This is a genomic window from Pseudactinotalea terrae (genome assembly GCF_009733845.1).
Classification (GTDB): Bacteria; Actinomycetota; Actinomycetes; order Actinomycetales; family Beutenbergiaceae; genus Pseudactinotalea; species Pseudactinotalea terrae.
On record NZ_WNXZ01000005.1, the window covers coordinates 340,893 to 359,331 of the forward strand.

Consider the following 18,439-nt stretch of genomic DNA (forward strand, 5'->3'; position numbering starts at 1 on the left):
GGACCGGGTAGCGTCGGCTCCGTGAAGGCGCTGCTGAAGGCCGGCCCGCAGGCGGGCCTCGAGCTCACCGATGTCCCCGAGCCCTCGGCCGGTGCCACCGATGTCACCGTGCAGGTGCACACCACCGGCATCTGCGGCACCGACCTGCACATCCTGCACTGGGACGCCTGGGCGGCGAGCACGCTCGCACCGCCGGTCGTGCCGGGGCACGAGTTCTACGGCGAGGTGATCGCCGTCGGCAGCGACGTCCGCGACGTCCGGATCGGTGACCGGGTCTCCGGCGAGGGCCACGTGGTGTGCGGGATCTGCCGCAACTGCCGAGCCGGCCGCCGCCAGATGTGCATCCACACCAGCGGTCTGGGCGTGAACCGCGACGGCGCGTTCGCCGAGCGCGTGGTGATCCCGCAGGAGAATGTCTGGGTCCACGCTCACGACGGCGACATCTCGCTCATCACCCCCGAGCTCGGTGCGATCTTCGACCCGTTCGGCAACGCGGTCCACACCGCGCTCAAGTTCCCGGTCATCGGTGAGGACGTGCTCATCACCGGCGCGGGGCCGATCGGGCTGATGGCCGCCGCTGTGGTGCGCCACGCCGGTGCCCGGTACGTCGCGATCACCGATGTCTCGAAGCCTCGCCTCGACCTTGCGGAACGGATGGGTGCGGTCGACCTCGCGCTCGACGTCACGAGCTCGAGCATCGCCGACGCCCAACGGGCGCTCGGGCTGAAGGAGGGCTTCGACGTCGCCCTCGAGATGTCCGGTCACCCGAGCGCGCTGCCCGAGGTGATCCGCAACATGAACCACGGCGGCCGGATCGCGCTGCTGGGGCTCCCGAGCGCCCCGATCGACATCGACTGGGCGGTGGTGGTCACCCACATGCTCACGCTGCAGGGCATCTACGGACGCGAGATGTTCGAGACCTGGAACGCGATGACGGCGATGCTCTCGACCAGCCCCGCGCTGCGGCGCTCGATCACCGGCGTCATCACCGACATCGTGCCGGCGCGCGAGTGGGAGCGTGCGTTCTCGCTGGCCGCGAGCGCGAGCAGCGGCAAGGTCGTGCTCGACTGGAGGGAGCTGTAGATGTACTCGATCAAGGAGTCCCTGGCCGCGGAGCTGGCCGAGATCCGTGAAGCGGGTCTCGAGAAGGCGGAGCGGGAGATCACCACGCCGCAGGGCCCGCGGATCCGGGCCGCGCTCGTGGGGCAGCCGCAGCGCGAGGTCCTCAACTTCTGCGCCAACAACTACCTCGGCCTGGCCGACCATCCCGACCTGATCGAGGCCGCCAAGGATGCGCTCGATCGGCACGGCTTCGGCATGGCCTCGGTGCGCTTCATCTGCGGCACCCAGGACATCCACCTGGCCCTCGAATCACAGGTGTCAGACTTTGTCGGCACCGAGGCGACGATCCTGTTCTCCTCCTGCTTCGACGCCAACGCCGCCGTGTTCGAGCCGCTCTTCGGCGCGGGGGACGCGATCGTCTCCGACGAGCTCAACCACGCCTCGATCATCGACGGCGTCCGGCTCAGCAAGGCTGCCCGGTTCCGCTACCGGAACCGCGACATGAGCGATCTCCGCGCCCAGCTCCAGGCAGCGCGCGACGGCGGTGCGCGCCGGGTCGTCGTGGTCACCGACGGCGTGTTCTCCATGGACGGCTATCTCGCGCCGCTGCCGGAGATCTGCGACGCGGCCGAGGAGGCCGGCGCGCTGGTCATGGTCGATGACAGCCACGCCGTCGGGTTCATGGGCGAGACCGGGGCCGGCACGCCCGAGCACTTCGGGGTCAGCGACCGGATCGACATCTGGACCGGCACGTTCGGCAAGGCGCTCGGTGGCGCGTCCGGCGGCTACGTGAGCGGGCGTCGGGAGATCGTCGACCTGCTGCGGCAGCGCGGCCGCCCGTACCTCTTCTCGAACTCGCTCGCGCCCTCGATCGTGGCGGCCACGCTGCGCGCGCTCGAGCTCGTCCGCGAGGCCGGTGAGCTTCGCACGAGGCTCGTCGAGAACGCGGCCCAGTTCCGTGCTCGGATGTCGGAGGAGGGTTTCGACCTCCTCGACGGCGAGCACGCGATCGTGCCGGTGATGTTCGGCGATGCCTCGCTCGCCTCCTCGATCGCCGCCCGGATGCTCGAGCTCGGGGTGTTCGTGACCGCCTTCTCCTACCCGGTGGTGCCCAAGGGCAAGGCGCGCATCCGCGTGCAGCTCTCGGCTGCGCACTCGCCCGAGCAGGTCGAGGAGTGCGTGACGGCCTTCGTCCGCGCGCGCACGAGCCTCGACGCCGGTGCGCCGCTAGACGAGCTCGCCGCGGACGATGCTGACGCCTGAGTGCGCAGGGTCGCCGTCGACGGGCTCCTGCGAGACGTCGACGACGGCGAAGTCGGCCAGATCGACGCCGGGCGGGAGCTCGAACGTGCCGGAGTCGCTGGTGAGCACGCCGAGGCTGATCAGCCGCTGCAGGTCGGTGGAGATGAGCCAGACCTCGCGGTAGCCGTCCACGTCGTCGTCGGTCGGTAGCTCGACGCGCAGCACCGGGCCGCGCGGACCGTCCTCGACCACCGCGGCACCGGATGTCTGCCAGCCCGGCAACGGCTCGAGGACCGCCGAGGCGACCGCCGCCGGCCGGTCCCGGTCGGACAGCAGCGACTGCACGCCCACGGCTCCGAGCGCGCCGACGGCGATCGATGCTGCGGCGAGCAGCACGGTCCGCCGGGTGCGGGGTTGACGGGCAGGCATCGAGACGACGGGCGCGATCTCGGGCGCTCGCTCGACGTCGTCGGCTCGCTCGGGCTCGTTCCGCTCCTTCTCGATCTCGGCGGCGATACCCTCCCACACCCGCTCGGCGGGCCGCTGCAGCGGGCCACGCACGGCACCGGCCTGCACGACCGCGCGCAGCGAGGCGAGCTCGGCCTGGCACTCCTGGCACCCGGAGAAGTGCTGCGCGTCGGCGTCGTCCAGGGGCTCGCCCAGCGCGGCCAGCGCGATCAGATCGGGATCACAGTGCGACATCAGCGACCTCCCATCTTTCGCGCAACCGTTGCAGGCTACGGCGGATGTGACTCTTGACGGTGCCGAGCGGAATCCCTGTGCGATCGGCGATCTGGTGGTGCGTGAGGTCCTCGTAGAACGCGAGCGAGATGATCGTGCCTTGCGGCTCCCCGAGCTCGGCGATCGCGTCGGCTACGAGCACGCTGTCGACGACATGCTCGGCGGTGTCGCGGTCCGCGCCCCGCACGGGCTGATCGGCAGCTGCCGACTCCACGCTCTCGCGCTGCCGGGCGCGCCGCCCGAGCGCGTCTGCGATCGCGTGCCGCGTGATGCCCACGAGCCATGCCGGCAGCGGTCCACGAGCCGGGTCGAACCGATGCCGGGTCCGCCATGCCTCGACGAAGACGTGCTGGGTGAGGTCTTCGGCCTCGGTGTGCTCCCCCAACGCCCGCAGCGCGAGCGTGTGGACCAGCGGCGACCATCGGTCGTACGCCTCACGGACGGCGCCCGGGTCGCCCTCGCGGAAGGACGCAGCGAGCTCCTCGTCCACTGCTGCCACCTCCGAGACCGCTCCATGATCGCCCATGTGCCCGGTGTTCGGCGTCCTAGCCCGGTACCGCGGTCACGATGACATTGGAACGATAGCTGCTCGCGGACTCGTCCCACTGCCCTCCGCACGTGATGAGCACGAGCTTGGGTTCGCCGTCGCGCTCGAAATAGGGTGTCAGGTCGAGGGAGAGCTTCTCCAGCACCTCGACGGAGATGACCCGATAGGTGTGCTCGGCGCCTGCCTCGTCGGTCACCTCGATCAGCTCGCCGCCCGAGAGCCCGCTCAAACGGCTGAACGGGCCGCGCGGAGTGATCACCGACCCGGCGTGGGCGAGGATCACGGTGGCCCCTCGGTCTGCGCCTGCCCCGGGGCCGAAGCGGTACCACCCGGCGTCGAGAGCATCGGCCGGGACCTCGGTCTGCCCGTCCGGTGCGATCCCGACCGGCAGCACCGGCATGTCGATGTCCAGGTCCGGCACGCTCACGGCCGTGGGTGGTGCACCCGCTGTCTCGGTCGTCAGCGGCTCCGTGGCGTCGACGCGAGGGACGGCGTCGGGGCTCTGCGGTTCGGTCGCCTCGACTGCTGGCTCGGGTTCGGTGACGGCGGTCGTGGTCGGAGCATTCCCTGGGTCCAGGGTGGTGGTCGGCTCGACCTGTCCCGACCCGCAGGCAGCCAGGGCGAGGACCAGCCCAGCCGCCAGCAACGAGAGCGCACCGGCCGCGCGGGTGTGCTGCACCCGCGCGGCCGGTGTGAGGGTCGGACGACTCACGCGGCGCTTCGGTCGGTGCCCTTGCCGGTGGAGATGCGGCGGGTCAGCGCGACGCCACCGAGGGCGAGCAGCGCTCCACCCACGAGCAGCATCGGGGCGAGCCCACCCTCCTCGGGCACACGCACCTCACCGGTCGGGACACCCTCGGGTGCCGAGTGGCCGGCGGTCACCGTCTGGGTCGCGAGGGCGAGAGTGCCGTCCTCGAGGCTGCCCCAGGCGTAGACGACGGTCAGCGTGCCGTCCGTGACCGGCACGTCGGCAGGGCCGAGCAGAGGCTCCGTGGTGCCGGCAGCGGCCACAGCCGCGGGAACCGTGCCGGCGGGCAGGTCGAGGGTCGCCTCGGCACCGTTCTCCAGGGCTGACACGACAGCCTCGTCACCCGCGAGGATGTCGACGGCCGGCGCGGCAGCGACGTGACGCACCGTCAGCCGACCCTGACCGGCCTCGGTGGCCGAGGTGTCGTTGGTGAACAGCGCCGCGGTGGGGGCGCCGTCGGCATCGAGGTGCGCGACGGCGGTGTAGCTCGTCATGGCCTCGAGCTCGAGGTCGATCGGGCCGATCACCGGCTCGCTGTCGTCGGTCGCGTCGGATCCGGTGATCGCCACGGTGTAGGTGCCTGCCGGTAGCTCGAGCGGTCCGGCGAGCTCGCCCGGGGTGAAGTCGTCCAGGGTCAGCTCGCCGTTGACCCAGACGTCAACGGTGGTGTCCGGGACGCCGTGCAGCACGGAGAGCTGTGCATCCTCGGGTGCCGCCAGGGCGGGTGCCGCCGAGGATGCGAGCAGCACTCCTCCGAGGCCGAGGGTGAGGTAGGTACGCAGTCGCATGTCGAGCTCCTTGGGTTGCGCCCGGGGTGGGCGAACGTGTCTGACATGGACTACTTCCGCTGCGGGATGAGTCTTGGATGCACCTCGGCGAACTTTTCTTGGTTTTTTCTTCCGGCCGGTCGGCGAGCCTCAGAGCGCGGGGCGCCCCTGGTAGGCGATCTCGCGGTGCGCCACCCGATAGCCCAGCTGCTCGTTGATCGCGATCATCCAGGGGTTCACGTGCGAGTTCCAGGTCACGAGCGAGCGCAGCCCGGGCGCCTCCTGCGCGAGGCGCCGATGGGTCGCGACCTTGAGCGCCAGGCCCAGCCGGTGCCCGCGGTGCTCGGGCATCACGAGCGTGTTCTCCTGCCAGCCCATCGTGGTGCCCTCGCCGCTGTGGAACTCGACCACGCTGTTGCCGGCGAAGGTGCCATCGGGGGCGACGGCCACGGCGATCAGCGACCGCTTCCCGGAGTCTCGACGGCGCTGCTCGGCCAGGCGGATGCGCTCGGGCGTGTACTCGGGAGCCTCGTGCTCGACGTCCTCGTCGGGGTCGTCGAGATCGAGCTGACGCAGCAACGCGCCGTAGGCGGGAAGGTACTCCTCGGGGACGGCATCGTCGAACGAGATCACCCGGTAGTCGCCAAGCTTCTCGGCGGCCTGGGCGGCGAGGTCGTCCAGCAGAGACTCCGCCAGCGGAAGATCGAGCACCCGGCACACGGCCACGTTCTTGCGATCGACGCCGAGGGCGCGGGCGACGCGGTTGGCGGGAAGCTGTGGGTCGTCCGGGTCGCCCTCGGCCGGGATCGCGCCGTAGCCGGTGATCAGCGAGCGCCCGGTCGCGCGGATCGCCGGGATCAGCGCCTCCGTGACGAGCGCGGTCGCCACCCCCTGGCCACGGTGCTCGGGGTGGACCGACATCTCGACGTGGACGGCATCGAGGTTCTCGTTCAGCGGGACGAAGGTGCCGACGTACCCGACGATGCGATCGTCGCCGGTGACCGCGACCCAGTGCCCAAGATCCCAGAACCGGTTCGGCGCCAGGCGAGCCCTCGTCTGCTCGACCGAGTAGCTCTCGACACCGCCGAACAGGGCGGCAGCGCACGCCTCCTCGAAGAGCTGGTACTGGGCGAGCTCGCGGTCGGAGGAGACGTCGAGTGGGCGCACGGTGACGTTCATGGACCCCACCCAAGCACCACGGCCCCTGGGAGGCAGCACGCTTTTCGGGCTCCGGCCCGCCGAGCTCGTCGCAGAACGTCGGGTTCGTTGGGAGTACCCGGCGTACTGGGCGGTTTGCGACGAACTCGGCGAGGAGTCAGGCTGAGCCCACGATGGACTGCTCCTACTACGCCGCCGGTCGCTGCCGCTCCTGCACGCAGATCGAGGTCCCGTACCCCGAGCAGCTGGCGACCAAGCAGCGCGAGGTGAGCGACGCCGTCGGGGCGGTCGAGTGGGAGCCGCCGTTCCACGGTCCCGAGGCGGGCTTCCGCAACAAGGCCAAGATGGTGGTGGCCGGCACGATCGCCGAGCCGACGCTGGGGATCCTCGACCGCGGGGGGTTGGGCATCGACCTGGCAGGTTGCCCGTTGCACGAGCGCGCCGTCGTGGCCGCGATGCCCGCGCTGCGCGAGCTCATCACCCGGGCGCGGCTGACGCCGTACTCGGTGCCCGAGCGCCGGGGCGAGCTCAAGCACGTCCTCGTCACGGGATCGCCCGACGGCGAGCTGATGATCCGTTTCGTGCTTCGCTCGAGCGAGGCGCTGCCCCGGCTGCGCAAGCACCTGGGTGAGCTGCGGGAGCAGCTGCCGCACGCCGTCGTGATCAGCGCGAACCTGCTACCCGCGCACGCGGCGCTGACCGAGGGCGAGCAGGAGATCCCGCTCACCGAGGCGCAGCTGCTCACGATGCGGCTCAACGACGTCGACCTGCTGCTGCGGCCCGGCGGGTTCTTCCAGACCAACTCCACCGTCGCGGCCGGGCTGTACCGGACCGCGGCCCAGTGGACCGACGAGCTCGCACCGGGCAGTGTGAGCGACCTGTACTGCGGCGTCGGCGGGTTCGCGCTACACCTGGCCGCTCCCGATCGGGAGGTCACTGGCGTCGAGACCAGCGCCGAGGCGGTCGACGGCGCCCGGCTGGCTGCTGCGCGGCGCGGTGCCGCCGCGCGTTTCGAGGTCGGTGACGCGACCGCGACGGCGTACCTCGACGCGGACCTCGTGGTCGTGAACCCGCCGCGGCGGGGCATCGGCGAGCTGGCAGCGCGGCTGGACGCGTCCCGTGCGCGGCACGTCCTCTACTCCAGCTGCAACCCGGCCACGCTCGCCCGTGACCTCGCCGCGATGCCCAGCCTGCGCCCCGTGCGGGCGCGCCTGTTCGACATGTTCCCGCACAACCAGCACGCCGAGGTGCTGGTGCTGCTGGAGCGGCGCTGAGCGAGCGGCGCGCTAAGCCTTCTTCTTGCTCTGATCCACCTTGTCGTCCTTGAGCACCCACGTCGGCAGCAGGACCGTGGCCGCGGCCGTGACGAGCCAGACGACCAGCGTGGCCAGGATCCAGGTGGTGATGCCCCCGGTGATGCGCAGCCCGTCGGTGAGCGCGTTGGCGACGAGCAGCGCGACGAGGGTCGCGACCAGACCCATGCCACCCACGAACGCGTTCGCGTACTTGCGCGCGAGCGCGGTCACCACCGGCGTGAGCAGCGACTGGGTGAGGGCGAAGACGACGACCGCGACGACGAAGCCCAGCACGCCCACCTCGACGCCGTCGATCAGGAGCGCTGCGACGAGCAGCCCGATGGCGGCTGATCCCAGGTAGACCGCGAGCCGGAGCACGAGTCGGATCATGACCACACGCTAGAGCGGTTCGGCCGGCGGCAATACCCCCAGTTCAAGGGGCTCCCCGAGCTCGGGTGGGGCCCTGAGGCGCTGGGTCAGCCGGAGGCGTTGCCCGTCACGTTCCACGACGCGAGGCGGAGCGCAGGCGCGGAGTGAGCGGTGGCGGACCAGGAGTCCGGGTCGGTGACCGCGACGGGGCCGACGCCGAGAACCTGACCTGGTGCCAGCGCGCCCGGGTAGGACTGCGTGAAGCGGACGTTCTGGACCGCGCCGCGCACCTCGCCGTCCTCGATCAGCCACATGCCGTTGCGGGTCAGCCCGGTCACGGTGACCTGGCGAGGATCGAGCACCCGGGTGTACCAGAAGTCCGAGACCAGCAGGGCGCGCTCGACGCCGTCGAGCAGCGGCGCCGCCGCGCGCGCCACCGGACCGGCGACGGTCGGGTCACCCGCGACGCCCACCGCCGGGCCGGGCTCGATACCCAGGTGCGCTGCGACCGGCATCCCGACTCCGAACCCGTGGCCGGTGGAGCTGGCACCGGCCTCGGCGGCCGTGCGGCGGTCGTGAGCGACCTGGACGCTGACGCCGGCGTCGACGAACCGCTGGCGCTGCTTCGGGGTGCCCTCGGCGTCCACGGTGACGCCCCAGGCGGGGCCGTCGTCGATCAGCGTGATCGACGGATCGAGCTGCTCGAGACCGGGTTCGACGAACGAGGCGCCGTCCAGCGCCAGCCGGCCGTTGAAGCCGTACATCGCGAGCGTCGAGACGATTCTCACGGCCGCGGCCGGCTCGAGGATGACCTCGTAGCGACCCGGAGGCAGCTCGATCGCATCCTTGCCGGCACGTGCCTTCGCCGCCGCGAGCGCGCCGGCTGCGTGCGGGTCCAGCTCGGCATGCGTGCGCACCCGGCTGCGCGAGACGCCGTCGACGCCGTCGAGGGTGGCGATGCCATCGACCGACGAGGCGGCGCTGCACATCGACGCGGACTGGCCGCCGCTCGTGGCGACGCCGGCCTCCGACCGGTAGCTCTTGACGTAGCCGGACGCGCTCAGCCCGCCGGCGCCTTCGATGAACGCTGCCACCGCGGCGGCCCGCTCAGCAGGTGTCGAGCCCGCCTGCTCCTGGGTGGGCGGCACCGGAGCCGCGTGGGCCACGCCGGCCCAGCGTGGGTCGCGCGGCGCCAGGGCGAGCGAGTCGGCGACCCGGGCTGCCAACGCCTCGATCGCTGCGCCGTCGCCGGCGCCTGCGAGACCCGAGGTGAGCGTGAGGGTGCGGCCGTCGGAGTGCGCGGTGACGCGCGCGGACCACGCGTCGTCGGCGACGTTCTGGTGGATCGCGGAGCTCGCGAACCGTGTCAGGTGCTCCTCGCTGCGCTCGATGAAGGCGACCACCTCGGCGCCGGGCAGGCGCGTGGCGACCGCCTCGACCGCGCGCGCTGCGGCGTCGGCCGGGCTCACGCCTTCACCCCCACGCGGACGTCGTGGAACCGGGCCGGCGCGGCCGGGTGGGCCGTGTGCCCGACCTGGCCGGGCTGCCCCTTGCCGCAGTTGGCCAACCCCCAGCTCACGACCTCCGAGGACAGCATGTCCATCGACTGCCAGAACCGTGGGCCGATCCCGGTGTAGGTGGGGTTCTTGAGCATGCGCCCCTTCTTCCCGTTCTTGATCTCGTAACCGACCTCGCAGCCGAACTGGAAGTTGAGACGGCGGTCGTCGATCGACCAGGAGCGGTTGGTCTCCATGTACACGCCGTCGTCGGTGGCGGCGATGATCTCCTCGAGCGTGTGCGGCCCCGGCTCGAGACCGACGTTGGTCATGCGCACCATCGGCAGCCGCCGCCAGCCGTCGGAACGGACGCTGCCCGCGTAGTCGAGTCCCGCCACGGAGGCGGAGTCGCGGCCGGCGAGGACGCCGACCCAGGTGCCGTGGTCGACCGCGAGCCGCTTCGCTGCGGCTGTGCCCTCGTCGTCGTAGCCGAACGAGCCGAGCGCACCCTCGATCGTCGGGTCGATCGCGATCGTCATCAGGTCCGAGCCGTAGCGCAGCGACCCGAGCTGGGCGAGATCCAGCCAGGACCGGCCCGCGTACGCGGCCTCCCACCCCAGGATGCGGTCGAGCTCGATCGCGTGCCCCACCGACTCGTGGATCTGCAGCGCGACCTGGCTGCCGTCGAGGATCAGATCGGTGACGCCCGAGGGGCACTCCGGCGCGGTCAGCAGCGCGCGCGCCTCCTCGGCGACGCGCGGTGCGTTCCCGATCAGGTCCAGCTCCTGGACGAGCTCCCAGCCCCGGGTGCCGAGCTGGCCGCCCATGCTGTTGGGGTACGAACGGCGCTGGGTCTCTCCCTCGCCGACGGCGGTCGCCTCGATGCCGCCGCCGGCCTCGCGGATGCGTTGGTCGATGCGGTGCCCCTCGCTGGAGACGAACCACTTGCTCGTGTCCCAGAACGTCAGGTACCCGACTGCGACGTCCGCGCCGTGCTCGCGCATCGCCGTGGTCGCACCGACCAGCACGTCGGCCTTGTCGGACTCGCTGACCGATGCCGGGTCGATCTCGACGGCGTTGCTCCAGCTGGCCTGCACCGGCTCGGAGGCCACCATGCCCGCGGACGGCAGCGGGACCCGCGCACTGGCGGCCGCGATCTCGGCGGCGCGCTCACCCGCGAGCCGAGCTCCGCCCTCAAGGTCTGAGGTGGAGAAGAACCCCCAGGAGGTGCCCACGAGCGCGCGCACCCCGATCCCGACGTCGGTGCTGCGGGTCGTGTCAGCGATGTCGCCGTTGCGGGCCACCATGCGCTCGGAGCCGCGGGCCATCAGCCGCGCGTCGGCGTAGCTGGCTCCTGCGGCGAGCGCGGCCTCCACCGCGGCGGTGGCGGTGTCGAACTCAGTCACCTCACGACCGTATCCCGAACGGATCACCCTTGCCCTCCGCACGGTGGGGCATCGCCCCGCGCCGGCGATCCTCACCTGCGACACTGGGCAGATGTCATCGATGCGTGTGCTCGTGACCGGCGCCACCGGCTTCATCGGAGCGCGGCTCGTGCCCGCGCTCGAGGAGGCCGGCCACGAGGTTCTCGCGATGACCCGGCGGCCGGAGACGTACGAGGGGGCGGGCCGGGCGGTCGGTGCGGATGTCGCCGATCCCGACAGCCTCGCGGCCGCGCTGAGCGGCGTCGAGGTCGCGGTGTACCTGGTGCACGCGCTGGACCGGCCGGACTTCGAGGCTGCGGACCAGGCGGCCGCGCTGGCGTTCGGGACCGCCGCTGCGCAGGCCGGCGTGCAGCAGATCGTGTACCTGGGCGGGCTGGGTCCGGACGACGAAGCGGAGCTGTCGGCTCACCTTCGGAGCCGCCGCCGTACCGAGCGGCACCTGGCCGCGGCCGGGGTCCCGGTCACGACGCTGCGCGCCGCCGTGATCGTCGGTCACGGTGGCGTGTCCTGGGAGCTGACCCGGCAGCTCGTGCACAACCTGCCGGCGATGGTGGTGCCGCGCTGGGCGAGCACGCCGACGCAACCGATCGCCGTCGAGGATGTGGTGCGGTACCTCTCCGGCGTGATCGGCCGACCCGAGACGTTCGGGCGCACCTACGAGATCGGCGGCCCCGAGCAGCTGACGTACCTGCAGATGCTGCAGGGGGCTGCCGAGCAGATGACCGGGCACCGATCCCCGATCGCCCCGGTGCCGGTGCTGACGCCGCGGCTGTCCTCATACTGGCTCGCGCTGGTGACGGACGTCGACGTCACCACGGGGCGCAATCTCATCGACTCGATGGGGGTCGCCGTCGTGGTGCGCGACACCAGCATCCGGGACGTCGTCCCGTTCGAGCCCATGCCCTACAGCGAGGCGGTTCGGCTCGCCCTCGCGGAGCGCGCGGCCGACCAGCGCTGAGGGCCGTCCCTGGTTCAGCCGAACACCCAGGGAAGTGCTAGCAGCATCACGGTGGACCACGTGACGTGGGTGATCACCGATGCGAGCACGCCACCGGTCGCGCGCCGCTGCAGCCCGACGACGATCGCGAGCAGGGCCGCCGCGAAGCCGAGCATGAGGTTGCCCGAGGCGACGACCACCGCGACGTTGGCCACCGTCGCGGTCGCGATCGGGTAGCGGGGCGCGACCTCGTAGACCGCACCACGGAAGAACAGCTCCTCGGCCACGCCGTTGACGACCGTGATAGCGAGCAGCAGAGCCAGCGGCCCCTCCACGGCGAAGCCCAGCACGGCGCGCACCTGCTCGCCGAGCACCGGGAGCTCGCGCACCAGCAGCGCACCGAGCACGAAGATCCCGGCGAGCCCCAGCCCGACCAGCAGCGGGGTGAGCAGCGGGCGGCGGTCACGCCCACGGAACTGGATACGCCCCAACCGCAACGGCCCTGACGTCAGCGCGCCGACCACCCAGACCCCCGCGAGGGCGAAGGTCGCAGGGTAGAACGCGGCATCGCCGGGCCGGATCCGCAGCGACAGCGCGAGCACCACCGCACCGATCACGATGGTGGCCAGCACGACGAGCCGGCGACGCCGTAGCGCTGCGGCCGCGACCCGTGATCCCGGCGCCGCGCCGGCGTCTCGTGAGGCGCTCAGCTCAGTCGTCGAGGACGAACGTGATCTCGAGGACGACCTGGTAGGCCGTGATCGTGCCGTCGGAGACCTCGACCTTCTGCTCCTTGACCCAGGCTCCTGAGACGTTGCGAAGAGTCTGCGCCGACCGCGCGACGCCCGCCTGGATCGCATCCTCGAAGCTGACGTCCGAACGGGCGGTGATGGTCGTGACGCGTGCGATGGAGCTGGTCATGATGACCTCCTTGACGATGGACCGCCCTCGAGGGCGGCTGTTGTCCATGGTGTCTGCCCCGGGACGTCCGCGCAACGGGTTCGGCATCCCGATAGTGGGTACGGCGGGGTGCTCCCGCGACCGCACAGCTCACCCTTGTGTTGCTGGAGGCAGCATGGCAGAACCCGGGCGCCGCGCAGTCCCGTGCCGGCCGCCTACGCTGGTGCGGTGACTGACGACCCGTGGGCCTGGCTGGAAGACGTCGATGGCGAGCAGGCGCTCGCCTGGGTGCGCGAGCGCAACGGTGAGAAGGCGGCCGAGCTGGCCGCGACGCCGTCGTTCGCCGAGACGAAGCGGCGGATCCGCTCCATCCTGGACTCCGAGGCGAAGATCCCCGATGTCACCCGCCGGGGAGAGCACCTCTACAACTTCTGGAAGGACGCGCAGCACGAGCGCGGCGTGTGGCGCCGCACGACGCTCGAGTCCTACCGCACGGAGCGCCCCGAGTGGGAGGTCGTGCTCGACCTCGACGCGCTCAACGAGGCCGAGGGCGCGAACTGGGTGTGGCACGGCGCCACTGTCTGGCGAGGGGACGAGGGTTCGCCCGACGCGTTCCGATACGCGCTCGTCAGCCTGTCACGCGGCGGTTCCGACGCCGACGTGACGCGCGAGTTCGACCTGCACACGAAGTCCTTCGTGGAAGGCGGCTTCGAGCGCCCCGAGTCGAAGGGTGGCGTGTCGTGGGAGTCGCCGGACTCCCTCATCGTCTACACCGACTTCGGCGAGGGCACGATGACGCCCTCCGGCTACCCGCGCATCGTGAAGCGCTGGCGCCGCGGCACCCCGCTCGAGCAGGCCGAGACGCTCTTCGAGGGCGAGCCGGGTGACATGTACATCGGTGGCGGCCACGACCAGATGCCCGGCTTCGAGCGCACCTACGTGTTCCGCCGCAAGACCTTCCGCACCGGTGAGCTCTACCTGCTGGACGGCGAGAAGCTCGTGGAGGTGCCCACCCCGCCGTCGGCGGAGGAGGACATCCACCGCGAGTGGCTCACGGTGGAGCTGCGCGAGGACTGGGCACCAGCCGACGTCACCTACCCGGCCGGTGCGCTGCTGGCGGCGAGGCTCGACGACGTGCTCGCGGGCTCCACCGACTTCCACGTGCTGTACGCGCCCACCGAGACCACCTCGCTCGCGGGAGCCTCGTGGACCAGGAACCACCTCGTGCTCAACATCCTCGAGGACGTCACGAACCGCCTCGAGGTGCTCACGCCGACGCCGGCGGGCACCTTCTCGCGCACCGCCGTCGAGGGTGTGCCGCAGGTCGGAACCGTGGCCGTCGCTCCCGTCGACGCGGTGGCGAGCGACGACGTCTGGCTCTACGTCACCGACTTCCTCACGCCCACGACGCTTTCGCTCGCCTCGATCTCGCCCGAGGGCGTCATGGGCGAGCCCGAGCCGCTGAAGTCGATGCCGACCTTCTTCGACGCCGAGGGGCTGGTCGCGGAGCAGCACTTCGTCACCTCCGACGACGGCACCCGGGTGCCGTACTTCCTGGTGCGCCGGGAGGACCTCAGCTTCGACGGCACCGCACCCACCCTCCTCTACGGGTACGGCGGCTTCGAGATCTCGCTGACGCCGACGTACTCGGGCGGCATGGGCTCCTCGTGGCTGGAGAAGGGTGGGGTGTACGCGCTAGCCAACATCCGCGGCGGCGGCGAGTACGGGCCACGCTGGCACCAGGCCGCGCTCAAGGAGAACCGGCACAAGGCGTACGAGGACATGGCAGCCGTGGCGCGGGACCTCGTGGCGCGCGGCGTCACCTCCCACGAGCACCTCGGCGTGCAGGGCGGCTCGAACGGCGGCCTGCTGACCGGGAACATGATCACGCGGTACCCCGAGCTGTTCGGTGCGGTCGTGATCCAGGTCCCGCTGCTGGACATGCAGCGGTACAGCCACCTGCTCGCGGGTGCCTCGTGGATGGACGAGTACGGCGACCCGGACGACCCCGAGCAGTGGGAGTTCATCCGCACGTTCTCGCCGTACCACCTGCTCGACCCGGAGCGGCAGTACCCGCCGGTGCTGTTCACCACCTCCACGCGCGACGACCGCGTGCACCCCGGGCACGCCCGCAAGATGGCGGCGGCGATGCTCGCGATGGGCAAGGACGTCACGTACTACGAGAACATCGAGGGCGGTCACGGCGGTGCCGCGACCAACGACCAGGCCTCGCACATGCAGGCGCTCGCGTACGAGTTCCTTCGGTCGCGCCTCGCGTGACTCGCCGGCTCGCGATCGAGCACCTCGGGTTCGCCCCCGAGCTCGTCGACTACCGGCAGGCGTGGGACCGGCAGCGCGCGGTGCACGCCGAGGTCGTGGCCGGCGAGCGCCCCGACACCGTGCTGCTGTGCGAGCACGCCTCGGTGTTCACCGCCGGCGCACGCACCCGCCCGAGCGAGCGCCCGATCGACGGCTCCGAGGTCATCAAGGTCGACCGCGGCGGCAAGATCACCTGGCACGGGCCGGGCCAGCTCGTCGGCTACCCGATCATGCGGCTGCCCGACCCGGTCGATGTGGTCGCCCACGTGCGCCGGCTCGAGCAGCTCCTGATCGACGTGTGCGCCGAGCTGGGGCTGGCGACCGTGCGCGTCGAGGGTCGCTCGGGTGTGTGGCGGCTGGGCGAGGGCGGCAGCCCCGACCGCAAGGTCGCTGCGATCGGTGTCCGGGTGGCGCGCGGCGTGACGATGCACGGATTCGCCCTCAACGCCGCCTGCGACCTGTCCTGGGCCACGATCATCGTGCCGTGCGGGCTCGAGGACGCCACCGCCACCTCCCTGAGCGCCGAGCTCGGCCGGCCCATCGGCGTCGGCGAGGTTCTCCCGCTCGTCGAGGCACGGCTGGGCGCGCTGAGCGTCGCCTGAGCCGGCGGGGGCTGCGGGCAGATCCGCCCCAAGGCTCGAGGTCGCACCCTCGGTTCGCGGTCGTACCGTCGGCGGTGCGACCTCGCACCCCAGGTGCGACCTCGTCAGTGCGTGCGACGGGCGAACCCGGCGAGGAGCGGCCCGACCTGCCGCGGCGAGGTGAGCCGCATCATCGGTGGCGCTCCGGGATCACGCTGCCATCGCCGGATCTGCGCCCGCTTACGGCTGAAGCTCCTCCAGTGCCACCACAGGATCGAGTCAGCTGACAGCAGCACCCGCAGGCTCTCGACGTTGCCGTTGCAGATCTGGTCCCGTCGGACCAACCGGACCGCCGTGCGCCGCAGCAGCCGGCCGAACGAGAGCCAGCGCGGGTAGTCCAGCGCAACGATCAGATCCACGTGCGGCATCACGACGTCGCGCCAGTGCCCGTAGGCGGTGTCGAGCACCCACTCCTCGTCAGCGACGATCCGCTGCGCGAGGTCACGCTGCTCATCGTGCGGGCGCTCGACCCAGCCCGGCAGCCAGCCGATCTCGTCGTCGACACTGTGCCTGGGCAGCCCAGCAGCGGTGCCGATCTGCTCGGCGAGCGTGCTCTTGCCCGCCCCGGTGACGCCGTGCACGAGGATGCGGCGGGGCACCGACGTCGTCATGCTCCAGCCTCCTTGATGGCCGCCGACCACCATAGCCCGCGACCGGCCCGTCGCTCAGGTGCACCAAGAGCCCGAGCTCCACAGCAGTTCCAGCGGAGCGGCCCGACCGTGACGTGGACCACCCGGCCGTGCGGCGCCGTCGCGGTCCCCGGTCGCCTAGGGTTGCTGACGTGGCCGACACGACCGGACCAACCATGCTGGGCCTCCCCCGACCGGTGAGCCCCACGACCGAGACCAGCGTCGACGGGCGCCGCGTGACGCGCATCGAGGCGCGCAACGCCCAGACGCCGATCGAGCGCAAACCCGAGTGGATCCGCACCAAGGCCACGATGGGCCCCGAGTACACCGAGATGCAGAGCCGCGTGAAGGGCGCCGGGCTGCACACCGTGTGCCAGGAGGCCGGCTGTCCCAACATCTACGAGTGCTGGGAGGACCGCGAGGCCACGTTCCTCATCGGCGGCGACATCTGCACCCGCCGCTGCGACTTCTGCGACATCGCCACTGGCAAGCCGCGCCCGCTGGACCGTGACGAGCCGCGCCGAGTGGCCGAGTCCGTGGCCGAGATGGGGCTGCGCTACGCCACGATCACCGGCGTCGCGCGCGACGACCAGCCCGACGGCGCCGCCTGGCTCTTCGGCGAGGTGATCCGCCAGATCCACACGCGCAACCCGGGGACCGGCGTCGAGATCCTGCCGCCCGACTTCAACGCGGTGCCCGAGCACGTCGAGCGCGTCTTCGAGGCGCGGCCCGAGGTCTTCGCTCACAACCTCGAGACCGTGCCGCGGATCTTCAAGCAGATCCGCCCGGCCTTCACCTACGACAAGTCGCTGCAGGTGCTGACGATGGCCAAGGAGGCCGAGCTGGTCACCAAGTCGAACCTCATCCTCGGCATGGGCGAGGAGGACCACGAGATCGACAAGGCGCTCGTCGACCTGCACGAGGCCGGCTGCGACATCATCACCATCACCCAGTACCTGCGCCCCTCGAAGCTGCACCATCCCGTGAAGCGCTGGGTCAAGCCGGCCGAGTTCGTGCACTGGTCCGAGCGGGCCGAGGAGATCGGGTTCCTCGGCGTGATGTCCGGTCCGCTCGTGCGCTCCTCCTACCGTGCCGGCCGCCTGTACGCGCAAGCCATGACACGGTTGGGCAAGTCCTTGCCGCCAGGCCTGGAGCACCTGGCGGACGCCGCCGACGACGGCGCTCGCCAGGAGGCCAAGACCCTCCTGGGCATGCCGCTGCCGCTCACCCCCGCCGTCTGAATTCAACGCACTTTCGACCCAACCTCGATTTCAACGCACTTTCGACCTTCTCCTGATTTCAACGCACTTTCGCCCGAGGACCTGATGACCGACGATGCGCCCGGAACGATCCTCGTGCTGCCCGGCGGTGCGTACCAGCACCTCTCCGACAAGGAGGCCGAGCCGGTCGCCGAGTGGATCCGGTCGCTCGGGTGGGACGCCCGGGTGGTGCGGTACCCGACGCGTGCACGGCATCCCGAGCCCCTCGACGTCGTCAGGGCCGAGGTCGCGACGGAGCGGGCTGCCGGCGCCAGGCTGGTGGGCGTGCTCGGGTTCTCCGCTGGTGGACACCTGGCGGGACACGCGGCGTTCGCACCCGACAGCACGCCCGAGCAGCGGCCCGATCTCGCGGTGCTCTGCTACCCGGTGGTCTCGATGCTCAGCAGCACGCACGAGGGCTCCCGCCACAACCTGCTCGGCGCGGACGCCACCGATGACCTGCGGGCAGCGACGTCGCTCGAACGACTCGTGACGCCGGACGCACCTCCGGTGTTCCTGTGGCACACGGTCGTCGACGAGGCTGTGCTGATCCACGAGCACGCGTACCCGCTGGCCACGGCGCTCGCCGGCGCCGGGGTGCCGCACGAGGTGCACGTCTTCACCGAGGGCGAGCACGGCGTCGCGATGCGCGACGACATCCCGGCACGGCAGTGGATGCCGCTGTGCGCAGCCTGGCTGGCAGGTCTCGCCGCGGGTTCGTGACTGCGTCTCTCGATCCCGCTGAATTCGTCCCAGGCCCTGACTGCCAGACTGCTTGTGAGTCAGTTGTCCTCGATTTGAGGAGCTGATTGTTGTGTCTGTTCGAAGGTTCCGTACTGCGGAGCAGAAGCGAGAGCTGGTCTATGAGTATGTCGGGCTTGGGT

General features: G+C 71.2%; 19 protein-coding genes. 8 read left to right on the forward strand and 11 right to left on the reverse strand.

All coding sequences use genetic code 11. The features are described from left to right. The first annotated feature begins 21 nt into the window (after positions 1 to 21). Positions 22 to 1,083, forward strand: a complete 1,062-nt coding sequence (tdh, locus tag GPA03_RS16990) for an L-threonine 3-dehydrogenase (protein WP_156253203.1) — start codon at positions 22 to 24, stop codon at positions 1,081 to 1,083. Continuing rightward, positions 1,084 to 2,325: a glycine C-acetyltransferase gene (locus GPA03_RS16995; protein ID WP_156253204.1), complete on the forward strand. Its 1,242-nt coding sequence runs from the start codon at positions 1,084 to 1,086 to the stop codon at positions 2,323 to 2,325. Here the strand turns inward: GPA03_RS16995 and GPA03_RS17000 are convergent. The 5 genes from GPA03_RS17000 to GPA03_RS17020 form a co-directional block, all read right to left on the reverse strand. Further along, complete coding sequence (locus GPA03_RS17000) at positions 2,290 to 3,006, reverse strand: anti-sigma factor (RefSeq protein ID WP_156253205.1); 717 nt, start codon at positions 3,004 to 3,006, stop codon at positions 2,290 to 2,292. The two genes, GPA03_RS16995 and GPA03_RS17000, sit on opposite strands and share 36 nt — an antisense overlap. Continuing rightward, complete coding sequence (locus GPA03_RS17005; RefSeq protein WP_156253206.1) at positions 2,993 to 3,571, reverse strand: RNA polymerase sigma factor; 579 nt, start codon at positions 3,569 to 3,571, stop codon at positions 2,993 to 2,995. The genes GPA03_RS17000 and GPA03_RS17005 overlap by 14 nt, the downstream gene beginning before the upstream one ends. 19 nt (positions 3,572 to 3,590) lie before the next feature. Beyond that, on the reverse strand, positions 3,591 to 4,304 hold the full coding sequence (locus tag GPA03_RS17010; protein ID WP_156253207.1) for a class F sortase: 714 nt from the start codon (positions 4,302 to 4,304) through the stop codon (positions 3,591 to 3,593). Continuing rightward, positions 4,301 to 5,128, reverse strand: a complete 828-nt coding sequence (locus GPA03_RS17015; RefSeq protein WP_156253208.1) for a DUF4397 domain-containing protein — start codon at positions 5,126 to 5,128, stop codon at positions 4,301 to 4,303. The genes GPA03_RS17010 and GPA03_RS17015 overlap by 4 nt, the downstream gene beginning before the upstream one ends. 129 nt (positions 5,129 to 5,257) lie before the next feature. After that, a complete protein-coding gene (locus tag GPA03_RS17020; protein ID WP_156253209.1) occupies positions 5,258 to 6,286 on the reverse strand; it encodes a GNAT family N-acetyltransferase in 1,029 nt (342 codons plus the stop codon). Between the two features lie 152 nt (positions 6,287 to 6,438). Here GPA03_RS17020 and GPA03_RS17025 point away from each other — a divergent pair, with 152 nt between their 5' ends. Further along, positions 6,439 to 7,539: a methyltransferase domain-containing protein gene (locus GPA03_RS17025; RefSeq protein ID WP_156253210.1), complete on the forward strand. Its 1,101-nt coding sequence runs from the start codon at positions 6,439 to 6,441 to the stop codon at positions 7,537 to 7,539. Between the two features lie 12 nt (positions 7,540 to 7,551). Here GPA03_RS17025 and GPA03_RS17030 read toward each other — a convergent pair whose 3' ends face one another. From GPA03_RS17030 to GPA03_RS17040, 3 genes are all read right to left on the reverse strand, one after another. Then, the gene (locus GPA03_RS17030) at positions 7,552 to 7,950 is read right to left on the reverse strand and encodes a phage holin family protein (RefSeq protein ID WP_156253211.1); all 399 of its coding nucleotides are present in this window, start codon (positions 7,948 to 7,950) and stop codon (positions 7,552 to 7,554) included. An 86-nt stretch (positions 7,951 to 8,036) separates the two neighbouring features. Continuing rightward, entirely contained in the window at positions 8,037 to 9,398 is a 1,362-nt protein-coding gene (locus tag GPA03_RS17035) for a metallopeptidase TldD-related protein (RefSeq protein WP_206673608.1), read from the reverse strand. Further along, complete coding sequence (locus GPA03_RS17040) at positions 9,395 to 10,831, reverse strand: TldD/PmbA family protein (protein WP_156253212.1); 1,437 nt, start codon at positions 10,829 to 10,831, stop codon at positions 9,395 to 9,397. Before GPA03_RS17040 ends, GPA03_RS17035 begins: the two co-directional genes overlap by 4 nt. 91 nt (positions 10,832 to 10,922) lie before the next feature. On the opposite strand from GPA03_RS17040, the gene GPA03_RS17045 reads away from it, so the two are divergent. After that, positions 10,923 to 11,828 carry an NAD(P)H-binding protein gene (locus tag GPA03_RS17045; protein WP_241681356.1) on the forward strand — a complete coding sequence of 302 codons (906 nt, stop codon included), beginning with the start codon at positions 10,923 to 10,925 and terminating at the stop codon, positions 11,826 to 11,828. A 14-nt stretch (positions 11,829 to 11,842) separates the two neighbouring features. On the opposite strand, the gene GPA03_RS17050 is transcribed toward GPA03_RS17045, so the two are convergent. Together GPA03_RS17050 and GPA03_RS17055 are read right to left on the reverse strand one after the other, a co-directional pair. Beyond that, positions 11,843 to 12,439 carry a CPBP family glutamic-type intramembrane protease gene (locus GPA03_RS17050; protein WP_206673609.1) on the reverse strand — a complete coding sequence of 199 codons (597 nt, stop codon included), beginning with the start codon at positions 12,437 to 12,439 and terminating at the stop codon, positions 11,843 to 11,845. A gap of 79 nt (positions 12,440 to 12,518) precedes the next feature. Beyond that, positions 12,519 to 12,728 (reverse strand): dodecin family protein, encoded by a 210-nt coding sequence (locus GPA03_RS17055; RefSeq protein ID WP_156253265.1) that lies wholly within the window; start codon positions 12,726 to 12,728, stop codon positions 12,519 to 12,521. Positions 12,729 to 12,911: 183 nt separating this feature from the next. On the opposite strand from GPA03_RS17055, the gene GPA03_RS17060 reads away from it, so the two are divergent. Both GPA03_RS17060 and lipB read left to right on the forward strand, forming a co-directional pair. Then, on the forward strand, positions 12,912 to 14,987 hold the full coding sequence (locus GPA03_RS17060; RefSeq protein WP_206673610.1) for a prolyl oligopeptidase family serine peptidase: 2,076 nt from the start codon (positions 12,912 to 12,914) through the stop codon (positions 14,985 to 14,987). Then, complete coding sequence (gene lipB, locus GPA03_RS17065; protein WP_156253214.1) at positions 14,984 to 15,628, forward strand: lipoyl(octanoyl) transferase LipB; 645 nt, start codon at positions 14,984 to 14,986, stop codon at positions 15,626 to 15,628. The genes GPA03_RS17060 and lipB overlap by 4 nt, the downstream gene beginning before the upstream one ends. A gap of 104 nt (positions 15,629 to 15,732) precedes the next feature. On the opposite strand, the gene GPA03_RS17070 is transcribed toward lipB, so the two are convergent. Continuing rightward, positions 15,733 to 16,278: a P-loop NTPase family protein gene (locus GPA03_RS17070; protein ID WP_156253215.1), complete on the reverse strand. Its 546-nt coding sequence runs from the start codon at positions 16,276 to 16,278 to the stop codon at positions 15,733 to 15,735. A 194-nt stretch (positions 16,279 to 16,472) separates the two neighbouring features. Here GPA03_RS17070 and lipA point away from each other — a divergent pair, with 194 nt between their 5' ends. Both lipA and GPA03_RS17080 read left to right on the forward strand, forming a co-directional pair. Then, positions 16,473 to 17,537 (forward strand): lipoyl synthase, encoded by a 1,065-nt coding sequence (lipA, locus tag GPA03_RS17075; protein WP_156253267.1) that lies wholly within the window; start codon positions 16,473 to 16,475, stop codon positions 17,535 to 17,537. A gap of 84 nt (positions 17,538 to 17,621) precedes the next feature. Beyond that, a complete protein-coding gene (locus GPA03_RS17080; protein ID WP_156253216.1) occupies positions 17,622 to 18,278 on the forward strand; it encodes an alpha/beta hydrolase in 657 nt (218 codons plus the stop codon). Positions 18,279 to 18,439: the final 161 nt, after the last annotated feature.

Bases quoted from the DNA above. Each gene is read 5' to 3' on its own strand.
- GPA03_RS16995 (WP_156253204.1), top strand. From the start codon at position 1,084: ATGTACTCGATCAAGGAGTCCCTGGCCGCGGAGCTGGCCGAGATCCGT.
- GPA03_RS17000 (WP_156253205.1), bottom strand. From the start codon at position 3,006: ATGTCGCACTGTGATCCCGATCTGATCGCGCTGGCCGCGCTGGGCGAG.
- GPA03_RS17005 (WP_156253206.1), bottom strand. From the start codon at position 3,571: ATGGGCGATCATGGAGCGGTCTCGGAGGTGGCAGCAGTGGACGAGGAG.
- GPA03_RS17015 (WP_156253208.1), bottom strand. From the start codon at position 5,128: ATGCGACTGCGTACCTACCTCACCCTCGGCCTCGGAGGAGTGCTGCTC.
- GPA03_RS17020 (WP_156253209.1), bottom strand. From the start codon at position 6,286: ATGAACGTCACCGTGCGCCCACTCGACGTCTCCTCCGACCGCGAGCTC.
- GPA03_RS17025 (WP_156253210.1), top strand. From the start codon at position 6,439: ATGGACTGCTCCTACTACGCCGCCGGTCGCTGCCGCTCCTGCACGCAG.
- GPA03_RS17030 (WP_156253211.1), bottom strand. From the start codon at position 7,950: ATGATCCGACTCGTGCTCCGGCTCGCGGTCTACCTGGGATCAGCCGCC.
- GPA03_RS17045 (WP_241681356.1), top strand. From the start codon at position 10,923: ATGTCATCGATGCGTGTGCTCGTGACCGGCGCCACCGGCTTCATCGGA.
- GPA03_RS17055 (WP_156253265.1), bottom strand. From the start codon at position 12,728: ATGACCAGCTCCATCGCACGCGTCACGACCATCACCGCCCGTTCGGAC.
- GPA03_RS17070 (WP_156253215.1), bottom strand. From the start codon at position 16,278: ATGACGACGTCGGTGCCCCGCCGCATCCTCGTGCACGGCGTCACCGGG.
- lipA (WP_156253267.1), top strand. From the start codon at position 16,473: ATGCTGGGCCTCCCCCGACCGGTGAGCCCCACGACCGAGACCAGCGTC.
- GPA03_RS17080 (WP_156253216.1), top strand. From the start codon at position 17,622: ATGACCGACGATGCGCCCGGAACGATCCTCGTGCTGCCCGGCGGTGCG.